The 19,705-nt window shown below is 68.1% G+C and carries 18 protein-coding genes and 1 other RNA gene; 9 read left to right on the top strand and 10 right to left on the bottom strand.

Going from position 1 to position 19,705, the window contains the following annotated elements; all coding sequences use genetic code 11:
- Positions 1–101: 101 nt before the first annotated feature.
- Positions 102–1,412 (bottom strand): aminopeptidase P N-terminal domain-containing protein, encoded by a 1,311-nt coding sequence (locus tag MNO14_RS03115; RefSeq protein ID WP_241945339.1) that lies wholly within the window; start codon positions 1,410–1,412, stop codon positions 102–104.
- 13 nt (positions 1,413–1,425) lie between these two features.
- A complete protein-coding gene (locus tag MNO14_RS03110; protein WP_241946242.1) occupies positions 1,426–1,965 on the bottom strand; it encodes a UPF0149 family protein in 540 nt (179 codons plus the stop codon).
- Positions 1,966–2,105: 140 nt separating this feature from the next.
- Here MNO14_RS03110 and MNO14_RS03105 point away from each other — a divergent pair, with 140 nt between their 5' ends.
- The 7 genes from MNO14_RS03105 (at position 2,106) to rpiA (ending at position 6,983) form a co-directional block, all read left to right on the top strand.
- Positions 2,106–4,301, top strand: coding sequence for an EAL domain-containing protein (locus MNO14_RS03105; protein ID WP_241945338.1), 2,196 nt, complete (start codon positions 2,106–2,108; stop codon positions 4,299–4,301).
- A gap of 45 nt (positions 4,302–4,346) precedes the next feature.
- Positions 4,347–4,568 carry a TIGR02449 family protein gene (locus MNO14_RS03100; RefSeq protein WP_241945337.1) on the top strand — a complete coding sequence of 74 codons (222 nt, stop codon included), beginning with the start codon at positions 4,347–4,349 and terminating at the stop codon, positions 4,566–4,568.
- The gene (locus MNO14_RS03095; RefSeq protein WP_241945336.1) at positions 4,565–4,864 is read left to right on the top strand and encodes a cell division protein ZapA; all 300 of its coding nucleotides are present in this window, start codon (positions 4,565–4,567) and stop codon (positions 4,862–4,864) included. The genes MNO14_RS03100 and MNO14_RS03095 overlap by 4 nt, the downstream gene beginning before the upstream one ends.
- A 154-nt stretch (positions 4,865–5,018) precedes the next feature.
- Positions 5,019–5,203, top strand: a non-coding RNA gene (gene ssrS, locus MNO14_RS03090) — 6S RNA.
- Positions 5,204–5,257: 54 nt separating this feature from the next.
- Complete coding sequence (locus MNO14_RS03085; RefSeq protein ID WP_241945335.1) at positions 5,258–5,863, top strand: 5-formyltetrahydrofolate cyclo-ligase; 606 nt, start codon at positions 5,258–5,260, stop codon at positions 5,861–5,863.
- On the top strand, positions 5,860–6,339 hold the full coding sequence (locus MNO14_RS03080) for an EVE domain-containing protein (RefSeq protein ID WP_183427587.1): 480 nt from the start codon (positions 5,860–5,862) through the stop codon (positions 6,337–6,339). Before MNO14_RS03085 ends, MNO14_RS03080 begins: the two co-directional genes overlap by 4 nt.
- The gene (rpiA, locus tag MNO14_RS03075; protein WP_241945334.1) at positions 6,336–6,983 is read left to right on the top strand and encodes a ribose-5-phosphate isomerase RpiA; all 648 of its coding nucleotides are present in this window, start codon (positions 6,336–6,338) and stop codon (positions 6,981–6,983) included. Before MNO14_RS03080 ends, rpiA begins: the two co-directional genes overlap by 4 nt.
- Before the next feature lie 164 nt (positions 6,984–7,147).
- On the opposite strand, the gene rpoD is transcribed toward rpiA, so the two are convergent.
- From rpoD to sucC, 7 genes are all read right to left on the bottom strand, one after another.
- Complete coding sequence (gene rpoD / locus MNO14_RS03070) at positions 7,148–9,034, bottom strand: RNA polymerase sigma factor RpoD (RefSeq protein ID WP_241945333.1); 1,887 nt, start codon at positions 9,032–9,034, stop codon at positions 7,148–7,150.
- Between the two features lie 54 nt (positions 9,035–9,088).
- Positions 9,089–9,526 carry a D-aminoacyl-tRNA deacylase gene (gene dtd, locus MNO14_RS03065; RefSeq protein WP_241945332.1) on the bottom strand — a complete coding sequence of 146 codons (438 nt, stop codon included), beginning with the start codon at positions 9,524–9,526 and terminating at the stop codon, positions 9,089–9,091.
- Between the two features lie 199 nt (positions 9,527–9,725).
- Positions 9,726–11,375: an NAD+ synthase gene (locus MNO14_RS03060; RefSeq protein ID WP_241945331.1), complete on the bottom strand. Its 1,650-nt coding sequence runs from the start codon at positions 11,373–11,375 to the stop codon at positions 9,726–9,728.
- Positions 11,365–11,679, bottom strand: coding sequence for a CcdB family protein (locus MNO14_RS03055; protein WP_241945330.1), 315 nt, complete (start codon positions 11,677–11,679; stop codon positions 11,365–11,367). The genes MNO14_RS03060 and MNO14_RS03055 overlap by 11 nt, the downstream gene beginning before the upstream one ends.
- Entirely contained in the window at positions 11,676–11,978 is a 303-nt protein-coding gene (locus MNO14_RS03050; RefSeq protein WP_241945329.1) for a type II toxin-antitoxin system CcdA family antitoxin, read from the bottom strand. Before MNO14_RS03050 ends, MNO14_RS03055 begins: the two co-directional genes overlap by 4 nt.
- A gap of 251 nt (positions 11,979–12,229) precedes the next feature.
- The gene (sucD, locus tag MNO14_RS03045) at positions 12,230–13,102 is read right to left on the bottom strand and encodes a succinate--CoA ligase subunit alpha (RefSeq protein WP_241945328.1); all 873 of its coding nucleotides are present in this window, start codon (positions 13,100–13,102) and stop codon (positions 12,230–12,232) included.
- 26 nt (positions 13,103–13,128) lie between these two features.
- Positions 13,129–14,292: an ADP-forming succinate--CoA ligase subunit beta gene (gene sucC / locus MNO14_RS03040; protein WP_241945327.1), complete on the bottom strand. Its 1,164-nt coding sequence runs from the start codon at positions 14,290–14,292 to the stop codon at positions 13,129–13,131.
- Positions 14,293–14,465: 173 nt separating this feature from the next.
- Between sucC and MNO14_RS03035 the strand changes: the two genes are divergently transcribed.
- Together MNO14_RS03035 and MNO14_RS03030 are read left to right on the top strand one after the other, a co-directional pair.
- Complete coding sequence (locus MNO14_RS03035; protein WP_241945326.1) at positions 14,466–16,061, top strand: ATP-binding protein; 1,596 nt, start codon at positions 14,466–14,468, stop codon at positions 16,059–16,061.
- Between the two features lie 179 nt (positions 16,062–16,240).
- A complete protein-coding gene (locus MNO14_RS03030) occupies positions 16,241–17,638 on the top strand; it encodes a sigma-54 dependent transcriptional regulator (RefSeq protein ID WP_241945325.1) in 1,398 nt (465 codons plus the stop codon).
- An 82-nt stretch (positions 17,639–17,720) separates the two neighbouring features.
- Here the strand turns inward: MNO14_RS03030 and MNO14_RS03025 are convergent, their stop codons facing one another.
- Entirely contained in the window at positions 17,721–19,655 is a 1,935-nt protein-coding gene (locus MNO14_RS03025) for a diguanylate cyclase (RefSeq protein WP_241945324.1), read from the bottom strand.
- Positions 19,656–19,705: the final 50 nt, after the last annotated feature.

Raw genomic sequence — 19,705 nt, 5'->3', positions numbered from 1 at the left:
CCGACCCGGCGCAGCGCGCCGGGCGTTCGGTCGACCCGCACAGCAGTGCCGCGCAAGCGGATCGCCCTCACCCCCGACGTGCGGCGGAGGGCTTTGCAGGTCTAACGCGCCTGCGCCATGAAGGCCTCGATCTCGTCGGCCGTGCGGGCCAGGCCCGCAGTGAGCACCTCGTGCCCGGCGCGGGTGATCAGCACGTCGTCCTCGGTGCGGATGCCGATGCCGCGCCACTTCACATCGACCGACGTGTCGTCGGCCGGCACATAAAGCCCCGGCTCGATCGTGTAGACCATGCCCGGCTCGAGCAGGCGCGACTCGCCCTCGATGCGGTAGTCGCCGACATCGTGCACATCCAGGCCCAACCAATGCCCGGTCTTGTGCGGGTAGTAGCGCTTGTAGCTGCCATCGGCGATGCACGCCTCCAGGCGGCCCTTGAGCAGCCCCAGCCGCAGCAGGCCTTCGGTCAGCGCCTCAACCGCGGCGTGGTGCCCGGCCTCGTAAGGCCGGCCGGGCTGCGCCTTGCTCAGCGCGGCCTGCTGCGCCGCCTCCACGACCTCGTGCAGCGCGCGCTGCGCCGCGGTGAAACGACCGTTGACCGGGAACGTTCGGGTGATGTCGGCGGCGTAGCCGCGGTACTCCGCCCCCGCATCGATCAGCACCAGATCGCCGTCGCGCGCCTGCGCCGCATTGGCCCGGTAGTGCAGCACGCAAGCGTTGGCGCCCGCACCGACGATGCTCTCGTAGGCCGGCACCGCGTCGTGGCGGCGGAACGTGTACTCCAACTCCGCCTGAAGCTCGTACTCGCGCACGCCCGGCCGCGCCGCACGCATCGCCGCGGCATGCGCCTGGACGCTGATCTTCGCCGCCCGGCGCATCAGCTTCAGTTCGTCGGCGGTCTTGATCAGCCGCATCTCATCGAGCAGGTGGCCGAGCTCGAGGAACTCATGCGGCGGCTGCGCGCCCAGCCGGACCTGCGCGCGCACGCGGTTGAGCCAGCCGATGAGCTGCAGATCGAATTCGGTGTCGCGCCCGAAGTGGTAGTACACCCGGGTCCTGCCCTCGAGCAGCCCGGGCAGGATCTCGTCGAGATCGTCGATCGGATAGGCATCATCCACGCCCAGCGCATCCACCGCGCCTTCGGGACCGACCCGCGGCCCATCCCAGGCTTCGCGCTCGGTATCGCGCTCACGGCAGAACAGCAGCGCCTCGCCATGCACGCGGCCGGGCACCAGCACCAGCACCGCATCGGGTTCGGCGAACCCGGTCAGATACCACAGATCGGAATCCTGACGATACGGAAAGTGGGTATCGCGGCTGCGGATGCGCTCGGGCGCCGACGGCACCACCACGATCGCGTCGTTGCCGGCCATCCGCATCAACTGGCGCCGCCGCTTCTGGCAGGCGGCCACGGACATCGCGTCGGCCACGTCAGTTCAACCGGTTGCGATGACGCCGGCCCAGCGCCGCATCCCCGTGCAGCAATAGCACCGCCACGCGGACGAATTCCTCGATCTCGGCGAACGCATCCTCTTCGGCATCGTCGTCCTCGGCATCGGCCTGCGCGTCGGCCGCCGCGAGCCGCGCGAGATCGGCCAAAGCCTCGGTCCCCTCCTCCGACAGGCCCGGGGCCGCGCCCGCAGCCAGGCCGAAGCCGCCGAGAAAACCGCGGCACCAATCGAACAGCGCCGCGCTGCGCACCGACAGCGGCGCATCCTCGTCGGGCAGCACGAGCGCGAACCCGAAGCTGCGATCCTCCAGTTGCGCCGCGCTGACCTCGCGCAGCCGGTCGAGCGCGCTACCGGCCACCGGGGCAGGCAGGGTGTCGTCGGCGAGCACCGGCGCCAGCCAATCGGCCCGCGATGCCCCGCCCCCCGCCAGCCATCCACAGAGACTTCCATGCAGTTCGCTGGCGCCGATGGCCAGCTGCAGACGGCCGGTCTCGGCGTCGATCTCGGCGGGACTGGGCAGGTGTTCGGACACGGGACTCACGTAGGGCGGCGACGGACAGCGCAGTGTAGCAACCGCGCCGTCGTCCCCTCATCGCCGCGCTTGTTGTCCCGGCCGCGCGATGCCTAAACTCGACGCCGCCCCTCCGGCGCGGAGTCCGCGTGATCGTCCCCAGTTCGTTGCACGTTCCGGTCACTGCATTGCTGACCGCATTGCTGGTGCTGTGCGCGGTGCTGGCGCTCGGACGGCAGCGCCGGCGGGCCCGCTCCTACCCCCGGGACGAGCGGGCGGCGCGTCTGAACCTGGCGCTGTGGGCCACAGGCGAGCGCGACTGGGACTACGACATGGTGTCCGGCGAGGTCCGGCACACCGTGTGCGAGACCGACCCGCATGGCGAGGCCGCGGTTGAACACGTGATGCCGATCGATGCGCTGCTGCACCCCGAGGACCGCCCACTCGCCCGCGAGGCGCTGGCGCGCTACATCGCGGGCGATGGCGAAGGCCAGTTGCAACTTCAGTTGCGCGTCGTGATCGACGGCGGCGACTGGCGCTGGGTCCGCGTGCGCGGCCGCGCGGTCGCCCGTGGCCGCGACGGCGCAATCTTGCGCATCGCTGGCACCGCACTTGATATCACCGGCACCCGCGCGGCCGAGCGCGAACACCGAATCGCCGCCGAAGTGCTGCGCAGCATGCGCGAAGCGGTCGCGGTCATCGATGCCGGCTTCCGCTACGTCTCGGTCAACCCCGCCTTCCTGCGCATGACCGGCTATACCGAGAGCGAAGTGCTCGGCCAGGACGCCCGGCTGCTCGACGACAACCCCGATGGCGAGGATGTGTCCCGCCACCTGCGCGAAGAGGCCGCGCGCCACGGGCACTGGAGCGGCGAGTTGCGGCAGCGGCGCAAGGACGGCGAGCAGTTCCTCGCCGCCGTCGAGTGCCGGACCGTCTACGACGCCGACATGGGCCAGCCCCTGCACGTGTTCGTGCTCAACGACATCACCCACCAGAAGCGCGCCGAGCAGGAGCTGCGTTACCTGGCCAACTTCGACACTCTCACCAGCCTGCCCAACCGCTCGCTGCTGTCGGAGCGCCTGTCGCGCGCGATCGCGCGCGCTCGCGACAACGGCCACCGCATCGCGGTGCTGTTTCTCGACCTGGATCGCTTCAAGGACATCAACGACTCGCTGGGTCACGCCGCCGGCGACCGCATCCTGTGCGCGGCCGCCACCCGGGTGCAGCAGACGGTCGGCATGCACCACACCGTGGCGCGTCTGGGCGGCGACGAGTTCACCATCGTCATCGAGAACCTCGACGAGGTGCAGGCCGCCGACCGCATGGCGCGCGAGATCATCCATGCCTTCGAGGCACCGCTGCGCATCGACGATCGCCGGCAGATCACGATCTCGCCGTCGCTGGGCATCAGCGTCTATCCCGACCATGCGCGCGGCGCGATCGAACTGCTCAAGCAGGCCGACATCGCGATGTACCAGGCCAAGGCCGCTGGGCGGCGGACCTTCAAGCGCTACGACGATGCGATGGACATCGCGGCCCGGCGGCGCACCACGCTGACCGGCGCGCTGCGCGAGGTGCTCGACCGCGGCGAACTGCGCCTGGTCATGCAGCCGCGGCACGCCAGGGCCCTGGGCGGCATTGCCTGCGTCGAGGCGCTGCTGCGCTGGAACAGCCCCACGCTGGGCGAGATTCCACCGAGCGAATTCATCCCGATCGCCGAAGAAAGCGGCCTGATCCACGAAATCGGTGAATGGGTGCTGCGCGAGGCCTGCCGCACCGTGCTGGAGTGGCGCCGCCAGGGGCTGGCCGACATCGCGGTCTCGGTCAACGTCTCGCTGCTGCAACTGCTGCGCGGCGATTTCCCCGGCGTCGTGCGGCGTGTGCTGGAGGAGGTCGGCTTCCCGCCCGAGGGGTTGGAGCTGGAACTGACCGAAAGCGTGCTGATGGCCGACGCCGAGCACGCCGCCGCGCGCTTGCAGGCCCTGCGCACGATGGGGGTGTCGCTGGCAATCGACGATTTCGGCACTGGCTACTCGTCGCTGGCTTATCTCAAGCGGCTGCCGATCACCACGATCAAGATCGACAAGGCCTTCGTCGCCGGGCTGCCGGACGACCGTGAGGACGCCGCGATCACCGCCACGGTCATCTCGCTGGCGCATGCGCTGGGGCTGCGGGTCGTCGCAGAGGGTGTGGAGACGGAGGCCCAACTACGCTTCCTGACCGACCGCCACTGCGATGAACTGCAGGGCTACTGGATCTCGCGGCCCCTGCCCCCGGCCCAGTGCCTGGCCTTCGTCCGCGCCCATCCCGCTGGCGCCGCCCCGTTGGCAGACAGCCACGGCTAAGGCGCCCGCCTTGACCGGCACGGGGGGGCTGCCTATCGTGCCGACATGGACACGCCCGACGTCATCACCCAACTCGCCCGCCTGACCGCGCGGGTGGAGACGTTGATTGAGCGCGCCCGTCTGCTGCGCGACGAGAACCGCAGCCTGCGTCAGCAACAGGAAAGCATCGTCGTCGAACGTGCCCAGTTGGTGTCGAAGAACGAACAGGCGCGCTCGCGCGTGGAAGCGATGATCGCGCGCCTCAAATCCCTGGAGCAGCACACGTGAGCGGCGCCAGCGAAGCGGTCAGTGTCCGCGTGCTGGACCGCGAGTACACCGTGGGCGTGGCGCCGGGCGAGCATGACGGCCTGACGGCGGCCGCGCGCCTGGTCGACACCCAGATGCGCGAGATCCGCGGCGCCAACCGCATGGCCGCCGTCGACCGCATCGCCGTGCTCGCCGCGCTGAATTTCGCGCACGAACTGCTGCAACTGCGCCAGACCGGCGGCAGCGATGGCCGCGCGATCGCCGAGGCCATCGCGGCGCTGCATCGCCGGCTCGACGCGTTCGAAGCCGAGCTCTGATCGCAGGCGCGCGGCGCCCGATCGCGACCGCCGCGCATTCGCGACGCCCGCCTTCTTCGCATTGCCGCCACGCGGCTGAACTTGTTCCATCGCAGGACGCCGCTCGCCGACGAACGGCTGCGCGCTTCGGCGTCGCGGCGCTATACTGCGCCTGCGTTCTCTGCCGTGTCCGACAGCGTGCAAAACATTCGCCTTGTCCCTTAATAACGACACCGGGGATGCAGGAAAACCGGGAGTGCATATCCGCCCTCGAGCGGAAAGCCCAAAGGAATTCCGGCGTTCCCACTTGAACCCCGGGTTCAAGGTCGTTTCGCGTGCATCGACATGTGCGGAGAACGTATTTCTTTTCGCCTGCCGCGTCGCCGGCGCTTCTTCGACGACGAGTCCGGCCGCATGACCGACCGCCCTGCCCTCCGCCGCCGCCTGCGCGACCAGCGCCGCGCGCTGCCGGCCGCAGTGCGGATCGCCGCCGCCGAAGGCCTGGCGGCGCAGTTGCTCGCGCTGCCCACGCTGCCCGCCACCGGCTACGTCGCCGGCTACTGGGCCAGCGACGGCGAGATCGGTCTGCACGTCTTCCAACTCCGCCTGCCGCCCGGCCTGGTGTACTGCCTGCCGGTGCTGCATGGCGACATGCTGCGCTTCGCGCCCTGGCGCGCCGGCGATGCGCTGGTGACCAACCGCTACGGCATTCCGGAACCGAATGTCGAGCCGGCCTCGGCGCTCGATGCGCGGGAGATGGCGCTGGTCGTCGCACCGCTGGTCGGTTTCGACGCGCAGGGGCATCGCCTCGGCATGGGCGGCGGCTGGTACGACCGCAGCTTCGCATTCCGCCGGGCGCAGGGCGCGCCGCCCATGCTGGTCGGCGCCGCCTTCGCCTCGCAGCAGGTCGACGCACTCGATGCCGCCGACTGGGACGTGCCGCTCGACGCGGTCTGCACCGAATCGGCGACCCTGTTTCCATCCTCGCCCCCGCCCCCGCCGCCTGACGAGACGCGATGAGCACCCGCAAGCGCTATTGGCTGATGAAGTCCGAGCCCGAAGACTTCTCGATCGACGACCTCGCCCGCGTCGGCACCGAACCCTGGACCGGCGTTCGCAACTACCAAGCGCGCAACTTCATGCGCGACGGCATGCGGATCGGCGATGGGGTGTTCTTCTATCACTCCAACGCGGCCGTGCCCGGCATCTACGGCATCGCCGAGGTCGCCAGCACCGCATACCCCGATCCGACGCAGTTCGACGCATCGTCGAAGTACTACGACGAGAAGGCGAGCCAGGAAGCCCCGCGCTGGTTTCTCGTCGATGTGCGCTATGTGCGCACGCTCGCCCACCCCATCACCCTGAGCGAGATCCGCGAACACGCGGACGCGCTGGGCGAGGAGTTCGCGCTGATCCGCAAGGGCGCGCGCCTGTCCGTGCTGCCGGTCACGGCCGCGCAATGGAAGTTGTTGTCGTCCCTGGAGAAGAAGCGATGAGCGAAGGCAAGCGGCTGGCCGGCGAAAAGGCGATCGAGTACGTCGAGGACGGCATGATCGTCGGCGTCGGTACCGGCTCGACGGTGGCGTTCTTCATCGACGCGCTGGCGAAGATCAAACACCGCATCGACGGCGCGGTGTCGAGCTCGGACCAAAGCACCGAGCGCCTGCGCCAGCACGGCATCGAGGTGCTGGACCTCAATGCCACCGGCCCACTGTCGTTGTACGTGGACGGCGCCGACGAGTGCGATCCGGACAAGCACCTGATCAAGGGCGGTGGCGCCGCGCTGACGCGCGAGAAGATCATCGCCGAGGCCAGCGAGCGCTTCGTCTGCATCATCGACCCGGCCAAGCAGGTGCCGGTGCTGGGCACGTTCCCGCTGCCGATCGAGGTCATTCCGATGGCCCGCAGCCTCGTCGCTCGCGAGATTCTGGCGACCACTGGCGGCCAGCCGGTCTGGCGCGAGGGGGTGCGTACCGACAACGGCAACTGGGTACTCGATATCCACGGCCTGTCGATCGCCGACCCAGTGGCCCTGGAAGCGCAGCTCAACCAGATCCCGGGCGTGGTCAGCGTCGGTCTGTTCGCGCGTCGCAAGGCCGACGTCGTCATCGTCGGCACCGCGACGCCGACGGTGCTCTGACGTCCTCGGCCACACCCCCACCAAAAGCGCCTTTACCGGGCAGCAGCGGGTGTTCGCTTCGGACGGGCAGCGCCTGCCCCAACGCAGGCTCCTCCCGCACTTCGGCGATCGACCACAAAAAAGCCCGCCTTTCGGCGGGCTTTTCGCAGATCGACAGCAGGAGATCACTCGACGTCGAGGAAGCTCCGCAGCTGCTCGCTGCGCGAGGGATGACGCAGCTTGCGCAGCGCCTTGGCCTCGATCTGACGGATCCGCTCGCGGGTCACATCGAACTGCTTGCCGACTTCCTCGAGGGTGTGGTCGGTGTTCATGTCGATGCCGAAGCGCATCCGCAGCACCTTCGCCTCCCGCGGGGTCAGGCCCGCGAGCACGTCGCGCACCGTCTCCATCAGGTTGGTGTTGGTGGTCGCGTCGATCGGGGACTCCACATTGGTGTCCTCGATGAAGTCGCCCAGATGCGAGTCCTCGTCGTCGCCGATCGGGGTCTCCATCGAGATCGGCTCCTTGGCGATTTTCATCACCTTGCGGATCTTGTCCTCGGGCATGTCCATTTCCTTGGCCAGCTCCTCCGGCGTGGCCTCGCGGCCGTACTGCTGGAGCATCTGGCGGGAAATGCGGTTCAACTTGTTGATCGTCTCGATCATGTGCACCGGAATTCGGATGGTGCGCGCCTGATCGGCGATCGAACGGGTGATGGCCTGACGGATCCACCACGTGGCGTAGGTCGAGAACTTGAAGCCGCGGCGGTGTTCGAACTTGTCGACCGCCTTCATCAGGCCGATGTTGCCCTCCTGGATCAGATCCAGGAACTGCAGGCCGCGGTTGGTGTACTTCTTCGCGATCGAGATCACCAGGCGCAGGTTGGCCTCGACCATCTCCTTCTTGGCCTTGCGGGCCTTGGCCTCGCCGTAGGCCATCGCCCGGTTGATCTCCTTCAGATCCCCCAGGGTCACGCCCATGGCCTTCTCGATCGCCAGCGTGGCTTCCTGCTCGGCGACGATCTGGTCGCGCACGTCCTTCAGGCCGGACGACCACTTCTGCTTGCGCTTGATCATCTCGTCCGCCCAGCCGGTATTGGTCTGGTTGCCGTCCCAGGCGCGGATGAAGTCCTTGCGCGGCATCTTGGCGACGCGCGTGGACAGGTCGAGGATGCGACGCTCGTGGTCCTTGAGTTCGCCGACGACGTCGCGCAGCTTGCGCACCAGCAGGTCGCTGAGCGGCAGCGGCAGCTTGAAGGTCATGAACTGGTCGGCCATCTCGCCGCGCAGCTTGACCACCGGCTTGGCCGACGCGCCGTTCTTGGCGTAGGCCTTCTGGAACTTGTTGAACAGGTCGGCCAGCACCTCCATGCGACGCGCGACTTCGGCCGGGTCCGGACCACTGGGACCGCTGCTCTCTTCCTCGTCGCCGCTGTCGTCGTCGGCATCATCGTCGTCGCTGTCGGCGTCGTCCGCATCGGCGGCAACCGGCGCAGGCGCGTTGCCGGCGGCGGCCTCTTCCTCGGCGGCGAGTTCTTCGAGCAACTGGTCGTTGAAGCCGACCACGACTTCGGCCAGGCGCTTCTTGCCGGCCTTGTGCAGCTCATATTCCTCAAGCAGCAGCTGGACCGACCACGGAAAGCTGGCCACCGAGGCCATCATCTGGTTCAGGCCTTCCTCGATGCGCTTGGCGATGGCGATCTCGCCCTCGCGGGTCAGCAGCTCGACCGTGCCCATCTCGCGCATGTACATGCGCACCGGGTCGGTGGTGCGACCGCCTTCGGTATCGAGCGAGGTCAGCGCTGCGGCAGCTTCCTCGGCCGCGGTCTCGTCGACCTCACGGTTGCCGCTCGATTCGCCCGCCAGCAGCAGCGTCTCAGCGTCGGGTGCGACCTCATGGACATCGATGCCCATGCCGTTGATCATGCCGATGATGTCTTCGATCTGCTCCGGATCGACCATGTCGTCGGGCAGGTGGTCGTTGACCTCGGCGTAGGTCAGGTAACCCTGCTCCAAGCCCTTGCTGATCAGGAGCTTGATATCGGACTGCTGGGCGGGACGTTCATTCGCCATGTGGCGCACCGTTGTCAAAGTGAACCCGTAATTATACCACCTGCAGGGCCGGGGTCATGCCCGCAGCAGGAAGGTGACCGGGCCGTCGTTGACCAGGCTGACCTCCATATGGGCGCCGAACCGCCCCGTTTCCACCCCCCCGTGCCGGGCGCGGCAGACCGCGACCAGGCGACCGAAGGTCCGTTCAGCCTCCTCGGGCGGCGCGGCGGTGCTGAAGCCGGGCCGATTGCCTGAGCGGGTGTCGGCGGCCAGCGTGAATTGGCTGACCAGCAGCAGCCCGCCGCCGGTCTGGGTCAGCGACCGGTTCATGCGCCCGGCCTCGTCGGCGAATACCCGGTAGGCCAGCAGCCGTTCGGCCATCCGCTCGGTTTGCGCCTCGTCGTCACCGGGCTCGATCCCGACCAACGCCAGCAGCCCCGGCCCGATCCGGCCCACGACCTCGCCGTCGACCCGCACCGCCGCCTCGCTGACCCGCTGGATCAGCGCGAGCATGACGCCCCCAGGGCTGGCCGCCTGGGCCGGCCGAGCGCGCGCGCCGACACGGCGCCCCCATCCCAGCCTTCCCCCGCCCGCAGGGGAAGGGGCGAAGCACGGCACTCATCCCGGCCCTCCCCTGAATGCAGGGAAAGAGACGAAGCACCGGCCTCACACCAGCCTTCCCCAAGCAGGTAGCGGAGCGAAGCTGTGGCCATTAGCCCGAGTACCGGTTGCTGATCGGATAGCGGCGCTCGCGGCCGAAGGCACGGCGCGAGATCTTCGGGCCCGGCGCCGCCTGGTGCCGCTTCCACTCGCTGGTGCGCACCAGCCGGAGCATCCGGTCGACGGTCGTCGCGTCGAAGCCGGCGGCGACGATCTCGTCGCGCGACTCTTCCTGATCGACGAAGCGGCGCAGGATCGCGTCGAGCACGTCGTAGGGCGGCAGCGAGTCCTGGTCGAGCTGGTCGGCGCGAAGTTCGGCAGACGGCGGCCGGTCGATGACCGCCGGCGGAATCACCGGGCTTCCGGCAACGGTATTGCGCCACTTCGCCAGCCCGAAGACCTCGGTCTTGTAGAGATCCTTCAGCGGCGCGTAGCCACCGCACATGTCGCCGTAGATCGTTGCGTAGCCGACCGCGTACTCGCTCTTGTTGCCGGTGGTCAGCAACAGCCCGCCGTGCTTGTTGGACAGCGCCATCAGGATCGCGCCGCGCGTGCGCGACTGCAGGTTCTCCTCGGTCACGTCGGGCGCTGCATCGCCGAAGGCCTCGGACAGCGTGTCGAGGAAACCCTGGAATGGCGGCTCGATCGGAATGGTGAGCATGCGCACGCCCAGATGCGCGCACTGCTCGGCGGCCAGGTCGTTGCTCAGGCCGGCGGTGTAGCGCGACGGCAGTCGCACCGCGGTGACGTTGTCGGCGCCGAGCGCGTCGACCGCCATCGCCAGCACCACCGACGAGTCGATACCACCCGACAATCCCAGCCACACTTTCGAGAACCCATTCTTGCCGCAGTAATCGCGCAGCCCCCGCACCACCGCGCGCCAGGCCAGTGCGTCGATGCTCTCGTCGCCGTCGTCGACCCAGAGCACCGGGGTGAAGCCACGGCGCTGCCGGTCGTAATCGACCACCAGCCATTGGTCGTCGAACGCGACCGCCGCTGGATGCACGGTGCCATCGGCATCGGCGACGACCGAGGCGCCATCGAACACCAGCGCGTCCTGGCCGCCGACCACGTTGACATAGGCCAACGCCACGCCCGCATCGCGCGTGCGCTCGGCCAGCAAGGCGTCACGCTGGCGATGCTTGCCGCGCTCGTAGGGCGAGGCGTTGGGCACCACGACCAGTTCGGCGCCGGCGCGCACGGTGTCGTCCAGCGGCTCGGGGAACCACAGGTCCTCGCACACCAGCACGCCGACTGGCACGCCGCGCACGTCGATCACGCACGAGCCGCCATCGGGGTCGACGTGGAAATAGCGCCGCTCGTCGAAGACGTTGTAATTGGGCAACTCGCGCTTGCGGTAGGTCCGCTCGACCTTGCCGTCGCGCAGCACGCTGGCCGAGTTGTAGAGCACGCTGCCGGCCGATTCGGGCCAGCCCACGACCGCGACGATGCCGTGCACATCCTTGGCGACCTGCATCAATGCCGCCTCGCAGTCGATCAGAAACCCCGGTCGCATCAGCAGGTCTTCGGGCGGGTAGCCGCTGATCGCAAGTTCGGGGAAGACGACGATGTCGGCGCCGAACTCGATCTTTGCCTCCTCGATCATCGCGGCGATGCGTTCGGCGTTGCGCCCCACGTCGCCGACCGGGAAGTCGAACTGAGCCAGGGCGATGCGCAGGGGGCGGGCGGGGTCAGATGCCATACGTCAGGAAATCCAGGGCTTCGATGATGCGCAGTCGCTCGCCCGACAAGTTCGCGACCTGTGGACCGAGCATCTGCATGGGCACGCTGGTGATCTGCGCAGTGTCCATCACCATCGTTGTTGCGGCGACCGGCAGCGTCGGCATCAGACGGGTGAGCAGCGGACCGGCCTGCTCGGGTGGAATCAGCGGCACGACGACGCGCGACTCCACGGTATCGATCAGATCGCTCTGCACGTTCAACCAGCAGGGCACCGCGTGACGCGAGGCCGGATCGGCATTGGCATAGACGCAGAACTGGCTCATGCCCCCGCCGGGTCCTTCCGCGATGCCTTGAAGGCGCGAACCCGGTCGCTGGCGAGCCCGTCGCGGGCGATGCGCGCGTTGTACGCGGCCATCGCCTCACGGTTCTCCTCCCGCCACTGCGCGCGCCTGCGGGCGCGCACCTCGGCTTCCAACGCCTTTTCCAGCGTCGCCGACAGGTTGATGTCGAGTGCACGCGCCTGTTCGAGCAATCCCTGGTTGACGCTGACATTGGTCGCGCGCTTGCCGTAGCCGGCGTAGTCTTCGCGGATGCGCATGTCGTGCCCCTTCTCGATGCGCATGAAGCATGCGCATTCAACCATAGCATGTCAACCGCGCGGCCGAACGGCCGTCCCGACCGGCGCGACCACGCAGAGAAGCCGGGGTCAGAGTGCAATTTTCGCGCGGCTAAATCGCACTCTGACCCCGGCTTTGCACCCCGGTTTGCAAGCAAGTGGTCATCAGTTCGCAGAAGTCCACGCACTGCGGCGAGACCACAAAAAAAGGCCACCCGAAGGCGGCCTTTTTAAGAAACACCGGTGATCCGGATCGTTTACTTGACCAGCTCGGCGATCGCCGCACCCAGGTCGCCCGGCGAACGGACGGTCTTCACACCGGCCGCTTCCATCGCCTTGAACTTGCCTTCGGCCGTGCCCGAGCCGCCCGACGCGATCGCGCCGGCGTGGCCCATGCGCTTGCCCGGAGGGGCCGAGGCGCCGGCGATGAAGCCTACGACCGGCTTCTTGACGTGCGCCTTGATGTACTCGGCGCCCGCTTCCTCGGCGTCGCCGCCGATCTCGCCGACCATGATGATGCCCTCGGTCTGCGGGTCTTCGTTGAACAGCTTCAGGCAGTCGACGAAGTTCAGGCCGTTGATCGGGTCGCCGCCGATGCCGATGACCGTCGACTGGCCCAGGCCCGCCGCGGTGGTCTGCTTGACGGCTTCATAGGTCAGCGTGCCCGAACGCGAGACGATGCCGATCTTGCCCGGCTGGTGGATATGACCCGGCATGATGCCGATCTTGCACTCGCCCGGAGTGATCACACCGGGGCAGTTTGGGCCGACCAGCGTGACATCGGGGTGCGACTTGAGCACGTTCTTCACGCGCAGCATGTCGAGCACCGGGATGCCCTCGGTGATGCACACGATGACCTTGATGCCGGCAGCTGCGGCCTCGAGGATCGCGTCGGCCGCGAACGGCGGCGGCACGTAGATCACCGACGCGTCGGCGCCAGTGGCTTCGACCGCTTCGCGCACGGTGTTGAACACCGGCAGGTTGATGTGGGTGGTGCCGCCCTTGCCGGGGGTCACGCCGCCGACGACCTGGGTGCCGTACTCGACCATCTGGGTCGCGTGGAAGGTGCCCTGCTGGCCGGTGAAGCCCTGCACGATGACCTTCGTATTCTTGTTGATCAGAACAGACATTGAATGAGTTTCCTGGTCGCGTGGGGTCAGGCGGCAACGGCCGCGACGGCCTTCTTGGCGCCGTCGTTGATGTCGTCGGCCGGGGTGATGGCCAGGCCGGATTCGGCCAACAGCTTCTTACCCGCTTCCACGTTGGTACCTTCCAGACGGACCACGACCGGGACCTTGACGTCCACTTCCTTGACCGCGGCGATGATGCCCTCGGCGATCATGTCGCAACGCACGATGCCGCCGAAGATGTTGACGAAGATCGCCTTGACCTTGTCCGAGGACAGGATGAGCTTGAACGCCTCGGTCACGCGCTCCTTGGTCGCGCCGCCGCCGACGTCGAGGAAGTTGGCCGGCGAACCGCCGTTGAGCGCGATCACGTCCATCGTCGCCATCGCCAGACCGGCGCCGTTGACCATGCAGCCGATGTTGCCGTCCATCGTCACGTAGTTGAGGTCGTACTCGCTGGCACGCACCTCGGCCTCATCTTCCTGGGTCGTGTCGCGCATCGCGGCCAGATCCTTGTGGCGGAAGGTCGCGTTGTCGTCGCTGTTGACCTTGCCGTCGAGCGCGTACAGGTCGCCGCTGTCGAGGATCGCCAGCGGGTTGAGTTCCACCAGCGCCAGGTCCTTCTCGTTGAACAGCCGGTACAGGCCGCCCATGATCTTGGCCAGCTGGTTGGCCTGCTTGGCGTTCAGGCCGATCTTGAAGCCGATGTCGCGGCCCTGGTAGGCCTGGAAGCCTTCGACGAAGCCGACGTTGAGGGTCTCGATCTTCTCGGGGGTCTCGGCAGCGACCTGCTCGATGTCCACGCCACCCTCGCTCGAGACGATGTAGGTGATCGACTGCGTGCCGCGGTCCACCAGCACCGACAGGTACAGTTCCTTGGCGATCTCGCCGGCCTCGGTCACCAGCACCAGGTTCACCGGCAGGGCGACGCCCGCCGACTGGTAGGTCGCCATGTTCGTGCCGAGCATCTTCTCGGCGGCGGCCTTCACATCATCATGGGTCTTGCAGAACTTCACGCCACCGGCCTTGCCGCGGCCACCGGCGTGGATCTGGGCCTTGACCATCCAGGGGCCATCGCCCAGGGACTTGGCTGCTTCGACTGCTTCGTCGGCGGAGGACGCGACGCGCCCGGCCGGCACGGGGATGCCGTAATCGGCAAACAACTGCTTCGCCTGGTATTCGTGGAAGTTCATGTGGGGTCCGTACGGGAAGGAAATGTCGCCGACCGCCGGCGGGCGCACAAGGCGCGGCGGGCCGACGGGGTCCGCCATTCTCGCGCATGCGCGCCCGCCGGGCAAAATCGCCGGGTCGGCCGGGACCGTCGGCGCCTGCCTATACTGGCGCCGGACCGCCCCCTGGAGCCCCCGTGCCGCTGCTCGCCCCCGCGATGTCCCGGTCGCTGATGCAGCGCGAACTGGCCCTGTTCTCGCTGTCCCGAGTGCTCGAGGCCGCGCTGCTGGCGCTGGTCGTCTTCAGCCCCTGGGGCGAGGCGCTGGGCGGCGTGGAGATCGCTGCGATCGCGGTCCCGGTGAGCCTGGGCTACCTGGTTGCCTCGGTCGGCTTGTTGATCCATGCCCGCGCGCCCAACCCCGACTACGCCGCCCACGCGACAGTCGGCATCGGCGTCGACATCCTGGTCGCGGCGCTGACCAGTCATGCCGTCCCCGATGTCGCGCCCGGCGTGGCGATGCTGCTGCTGTTCAACGTTGCGGCGGCTTCGCTGTTCGTGAACCTGCGCGTCAGCCTGCTGATCTGCGTGGTCGCGGCAGCCTCGCTGCTGATCGGGCCGCTCGCCGGCCTGACCAGCGCGCGCGCGCCAACGCGCCCGATCGCCGAGCCGCTGATGTTCGCACTCGGCCTGTTCGCGGCCGCATCGCTGACCCGCCTGCTCGGCAAGCAGATCCGCGAGAGCCAGGCGCTGGCCGACCACCACGAGGCCGAGGCCGAGAGCCTGGCCGAGATCAACGAGCTGATCATCCGCCGCATGCAGACCGGCGTGCTGCTCGTCGACGGCGCCGGCCATGTGCGCCGGGCCAACGAGGCCGCGCTCGCCCTGCTCGACGCCGACGGCGACCCGCACGGCCGCCCGCTGTCGCGCCTGTCGCCGCCGCTGGCGTTGCGACTGGCCAGTTGGCTGCGCAGCGGCAGCAGCGACGATGCCCCGCTCGCACTGCGCGAGCATGTCGATGTCATGCCGCGGTTCGTGCGCCTGCTCGCCGACGGCGACAATACACTCGTCTTCCTCGACGACACCTCGCTGGTCACCCGCCGCGCCGAATCGCTGACCCTCGCCACGATGGGCCGGTTCTCCGCCAGCCTCGCCCACGAGATCCGCAACCCGCTGGCGGCGATCAGCTACGCGACGCAATTGCTCGAAGAATCGGACGCCATCCAGGACGGCGATCGCCGCCTGCTGCAGATCGTCCACCAGCAATGCGTGCGCACCAACGGCATCGTCGAGAGCGTGCTCGGCCTGGCACGTCGCGAGCGCGCACGGCCCGAGCCCGTCGAGCTGGTGGCCGCCGTGCACGCCTTCGTGCAGGACTACCGGCTGATCGTCGCCGACGACAACGCCATCCTGGACGTGGACTGCGACACCGCCTGCGTGCGCGCGGTGGTCGACCCGCGCCACTTGCACCAGGTGCTCACTGCACTGGTCAACAACGCCGTGCGCTACGGCCGCCAACCGGGTGAGCCGGCGCGCATCACCTTGCGCATCGAGGATGGCGAGCGACCCTGCATCAGCGTGTGCGATCACGGGCCCGGCGTCGAAGACACCGCCCTGGGTCAGTTGTTCCGCCCCTTCTTCACCACCTCCGAAAGCGGCACGGGCCTGGGGCTCTACATCGCGCACGAACTGTGCCGCGCCAACGAAGCACGGCTCGACTATGTCCCCGCACCGGACGGCGGCGCATGCTTTCGGATCGCCCTGTCAGTACGGCGCAGTACGCGGCGCGGGTGAACCACAGCCGGCGCGGCGGACACGCCGTGGACGACGATGAAAACGCACGAACCCTCACGAAAACAGGGCGCCCGGCCGCGTTCGCTGTGACCGACGTCACCAGTGTGACCCTCGTCACTATTGGCAAAAGCTGTCACTATGGGTCACTCCGCAAAAGCCAAGCGCCCAGCCAGATTTCGATGAGCGAGCACCGCAGCGCCCTGATCGTCGACGACGAACACGACATCCGCGAACTGCTGGTCCTCACGCTGGGCCGCATGAGCCTGCGTACCGACACCGCGCCCAACCTCGCGGCCGCCCGCGAGTTGCTGGCCAACGGCCACTACGACCTGTGCCTGACCGACATGCGCCTGCCCGACGGCTCGGGTCTGGACCTGGTCGGGGAGATCAACACGCGCTTTCCTGGCACTCCGGTCGCGGTGATCACCGCCTACGGCAACGTCGAGGCCGCAGTCGATGCATTGAAGGCCGGCGCGTTTGATTTCGTCAGCAAGCCGGTCGACATCAACGTGCTGCGCGGTCTCGTACGCCAGGCACTGGAACTGGGCGAACGCGGCCGCCACAGCGACGACGCGGCCGGTGGTCGCCTGCTCGGCAAGTCCGAGGCCATGGTCACGCTGCGCAACACGCTGGCCAAGGTCGCGCGCAGCCAGGCACCGGTCTGCATTAACGGCGAATCGGGCACCGGCAAGGAGCTCGTCGCGCGCATGCTGCATGCGCAGAGCGCACGCGCCGGCGGTCCGTTCGTGCCGGTCAACTGCGGCGCGATTCCCAACGAACTGATGGAAAGCGAGTTCTTCGGACATCGCAAGGGCAGCTTCACCGGCGCACACAGCGACAAGCCTGGCCTATTCCAGGCGGCCGAAGGCGGCACGCTGTTCCTCGACGAAGTGGCCGAACTGCCGCTGCCGATGCAGGTCAAGCTGCTGCGCGCGATCCAGGAAAAATCGGTGCGCCCGGTCGGCGCCTCGACCGAAGTGCAGGTCGACGTGCGCATCCTGTCGGCCACCCACAAGGACCTGGCAACGCTGGTCGACGAAGGCCGCTTCCGCCACGACCTCTACTACCGCATCAACGTCATCGGCTTGACCGTGCCGCCACTGCGCGAGCGTGCCGGCGACCTGCCGCTGCTGTCGGACGCTATTTTGCGCCGGCTCGCCCAGGCCATGCGCCGTCCGGCGCCGGTGCTTGCGCAGGACGCGATCGCCGCCCTTGAGGCGCATGCCTTCCCCGGCAATATCCGCGAACTGGAAAACATCCTCGAACGCGCCCTGGCGATGGCCGACGGCGACCGCATCACCGCTGCCGACTTGCACCTGCCGACGGCCCAGCCCGGCATGGCCGGCAGCCCCGCCGCTGCAGCCCAGGCGGGGACCCGGCTGCCGCCCGACCCGCGCACACTCAGTCCCTACGAGACCGCCGGCACGGCCCTGCCCTCCTACATCGAGGACATCGAGCGCGCCGCGATCCAGCAAGCGCTGCAGGAAAACCGCTACAACAAGACCAAGACCGCGGCCGTGCTCGGCATCACCTTCCGCGCCCTGCGCTACAAGCTCAAGAAACTCGGCATCGACTAGAACGAGGCAACGCAAAACCGGGGTCAGAGTGCAATTTCCTTGAAATTGCACTCTGACCCCGGTTTTAGCTTCTGGCGACAGATCAAGGCCGGCTGGCCGTCTCCTGTCGCATCGGTCCACCGCCGCCTCGCGTGCCTCCCGTCGCCTTGGGCCGCACCTGCGACCAATCCATCGGCCGATTGCCGCCGATCTCGATCCAGCCCTGCTGCAGCGCATGGTTGGGATTGTCCAGCACACTGTAGACATCGACGCCATTGCCGGCGTCCAGGCCCCAGACGCCCGCCCAGGCGTTGCGACCGGCCCGCTTGGCCACGTACAGCGCGCGATCCGCGACACGGATCGCGTCCTGCCAGCGCGGTGCGTCGCCCGGGAACACCGGCAACGATGACACCCCGCTCGAGACCGTCAGCGGCAGCATGCCGCCGCGGCCGTCGTCCACGCGAAGCCGCTCGACTTGCCGGCGCAGATGCTCGGCCAGCGCAAATGCGGCCATGCGGGATGTGTCGCCGCGCGCCACCAGAAACTCCTCACCGCCCCAGCGCGCCACCACATCGCCCGTATCGCAGGTCTCGCGCAGGCAACGCGCAATCTGCAACAGGGCCGCGTCGCCGATATCATGCCCAAACTGATCGTTGATCGACTTGAACGCATCCACGTCCAGAAGCACCAGCGCCGCGCGCCGGCCATCGGCCGCCAACGCCTGCAGCGCGCCGTCAGCGGCGCGGCGATTCATCAGCCCGGTCAGCGGATCGGTCGTGCTCAACTCGGTCAGACGCTGTTTTTGCCGTCGGGTCCGGAGCAGCAACACCAGCGAGACCAGAGCAATGATCGCCAACGCCCCCAGTCCGAGGTCACGCAGCATACGATTGCGTGCCGCGGCCTGGCGCGCGACGACCTGCTCGGGCTGTAGATCTCGTTCGGCTTCAGCCTGTAGCCGCGCCAGTTGTCGAGCCGTCTGTCCCCGGCTATTCGCACGGTCGAGTTCGCGCGCGCGACTCGCATATCCTGCCGCCGCGTTTGTGTCGCCCAGCGCAGTGGCGACATCGGCCATCAGGTACAGCGAGCTGCGATGCCCCGACGGCATCCTCGCGGCTTCAGCGAGTGCCAACACACGTTCGGCATAGGGCTTGGCGGCCTCTGCCTGCCCCTGGGCGAGCAGCACCCGGGCCAAGCCATCAGTGGCGCCTGCCTCGGCGCCGGCATCCCCAATCTCGCGTGCCCGCGCAATCACCGCGCGGAACATCGCCTCCGCTTGCTGCAGATCTCCTCTCTCACGAACTGCTTCGGCGCGGTAGATCCCAATCCTGTTGCGAACACCCTGCATGTCGGGGAACTTGGCGGCTGCTGCGTCGACCTCGTCGAACAGTGCCGAAGCTTCCTCGAGCCTGCCGGTCTGCGCTAGCGTCAATGCCAGGTCGTGGCGCAGCATGATGTTCTGCGGCGCGTCGGGCCGGCCCAGTTTGCGATCAAGCGCATACGCCTGCTGGAAGAACGGCAGCGCACCTTTTGGATCGTCGAAATCGTTCGCCCGCAGATGGGCAATCGTGATCAGCGCGTTGAGCTGCTCGGGCGCGTTCTTGGTGCGCAGCGCTTCGGAGAGCGATGCCTGCACCAACTGGAGCGCCAGATCCGGCCGTCCGGTCCGGGCGACCAGGGGCGCGATCCGGTTATGCCCACTTGTCCGCACTTCGGCAGGCACCTTGGTATCGTCCAACAACGCAAGTGCTTGCGTCGCAGTCTGTCCAGCCGCCTCACCCTGCCCCGACGACAATTGCGCCACGCCTAGACAAATGGTTGCCATTGCCCGGGCATCGACAGGCAGCCCGCGGTCGGCCAGCAACGCCTGCGCCGCGACCAGGCCCTGTGCAGGCTCGATCACCGCCAGGTGGTGACAATGCCGAATCCGTTCCACGTGCGGTGGGGTGGCGGGTGCGTTCTGGGCCAGCACGGACGCGCATGGCAGCGCGGACGCAAGCAACAGCACCGCGCGGGCGAGACGAACGGAACGATGGGGCATCAGGGACCTCGGGGAACGGCAGCGCCACCGCGCTGGAGAGGAGAGGCGGG

The sequence above is a fragment of the Luteimonas sp. S4-F44 genome (assembly GCF_022637415.1).
Taxonomy (GTDB): Bacteria; Pseudomonadota; Gammaproteobacteria; order Xanthomonadales; family Xanthomonadaceae; genus Luteimonas.
Note: the sequence above shows the minus strand (reverse complement) of the source record. Positions and strands in the feature narration are given on the sequence as shown.